The sequence below is a fragment of the Alkalibacterium iburiense genome (assembly GCF_039521845.1).
GTDB classification, from domain to species: Bacteria; Bacillota; Bacilli; order Lactobacillales; family Carnobacteriaceae_A; genus Alkalibacterium; species Alkalibacterium iburiense.
Genome location: NZ_BAAACW010000146.1, coordinates 1 through 1,422 on the forward strand (window position 1 = coordinate 1; position 1,422 = coordinate 1,422).

The 1,422-nt window shown below is 33.7% G+C and carries 3 protein-coding genes; 2 read left to right on the forward strand and 1 reads right to left on the reverse strand.

Going from position 1 to position 1,422, the window contains the following annotated elements; genetic code table 11:
- The first annotated feature begins 146 nt into the window (after positions 1-146).
- Positions 147-785 carry a tetratricopeptide repeat protein gene (locus ABDZ53_RS11435; protein ID WP_343756645.1) on the forward strand — a complete coding sequence of 213 codons (639 nt, stop codon included), beginning with the start codon at positions 147-149 and terminating at the stop codon, positions 783-785.
- 192 nt (positions 786-977) lie between these two features.
- On the opposite strand, the gene ABDZ53_RS12960 is transcribed toward ABDZ53_RS11435, so the two are convergent.
- On the reverse strand, positions 978-1,052 hold the full coding sequence (locus tag ABDZ53_RS12960) for a putative holin-like toxin (protein WP_425541713.1): 75 nt from the start codon (positions 1,050-1,052) through the stop codon (positions 978-980).
- A gap of 117 nt (positions 1,053-1,169) precedes the next feature.
- Between ABDZ53_RS12960 and ABDZ53_RS11440 the strand changes: the two genes are divergently transcribed.
- Positions 1,170-1,422, forward strand: a 253-nt coding sequence (locus ABDZ53_RS11440; RefSeq protein ID WP_425541712.1) for a uracil-DNA glycosylase family protein, incomplete at its 3' end; no start/stop codon positions are given.

Consider the following 1,422-nt stretch of genomic DNA (forward strand, 5'->3'; position numbering starts at 1 on the left):
ACTAAAAGTGGTTGGCAAAGTTCTTAACTTTTCATTGCAATTTTCTAAACATTTATCTTGCAAAACACATCCATTAGAATGGGCATCTTAAGAGAAGAGAGGGAGGATAGAAAGGAATTATTTAATTTAAAAAGGGGCTTGTTAAAATGTCTTTTGAGAGTAACTTATCACTGGCTTTTAGACTGTTCGAAGAAGGAAAACTCAATGAATCAAAATCTCTTTATGATGAGTTATTGTCTAAAATGTTAACTCAAAAAGAAGAAATCGCTTTGCGTTATAACTACGGATATCTCTTAACGGAGCTAAATCAAGTGGATGAAGCAATTGGAAATTATAATAAGTTATTACAGATTGGTAAGGACACCAATAACAAAGAAATCATTTCTCAAGCTACTCATCAAAAAGGAATGGTTTATCGATTATCTGGACAGTATGAAAAAGCATTAGAAGTATTTTTGTTAGAATATAACTATATTAATGAATATTTTTCAAACCGTTTGTTATTTCATTCAGCAAACTACTATGAATTAGGTTATACTCATTTATTGTTGAAAGAATATGATAAGGCAAAGTACTTTTTAGAGTTAAGTTTATCTCCAGCAGTAAAATCTGGAGACAAGACAATGCTAGCTTGTTCTTATAGAGGGTTAGGCGAGTACCATCAATCACAAAGTAAAAAAGAAGAAGCTAGGTTGTATTTTGAAAAAAGTATAAATGAGTTTCAATCAATACCAGATGACTATGGTAAAAAAGAAGTAGAAGAGTTAATCCGGTCATTGGACTAAATAGTTGAATCCATTTAAGGACAAGTGTATACTAAAAATGAACAGACGGGCTACAAAAAAGAACCCTTGCGATAACAAGAGTTCTTTCCTTAATAAAGGTTATATGCTTTAGCCCCACTGTGGCAGATTCTAAAACTTACAAAACCCACCATCAAGCCGGCTAAGCTATAAATGGTGGTTTTTTTGTATTGCCTAGTCCTTTTTAGATACAAGAACCATAAGTGTCGCAAACGCTATCATTAAGGATATTGCTTGAAATACTCCCAACTTGTCTAAGCTCCTTTGTTAGCCACAATGGAGCCTCAGCACTTAACCTTAAGACTAGAATACACTAGTGTTAAGATCAATGATACACGAAAAAATTAGAATGGAGCAATTAATCAAATGGCTACCTTTGATGAAATCAAACATAAAATAATGATTGATCCGATGAATGAAGAGTTTACAAAAAGAGACGTGCCACCTTTATTTAAAGCTTCAAAAGAAGCACGTATTGCCATCGTTGGACAAGCACCGGGGCGAAAAGCAGAAGAAACACAACTATTCTGGAATGATTTAAGCGGAGATCGATTGAGAGAATGGATGGGTGTGTCTAGAGAAACGTTTTATTCAGCAGATAAAATAGCACATTTACCGA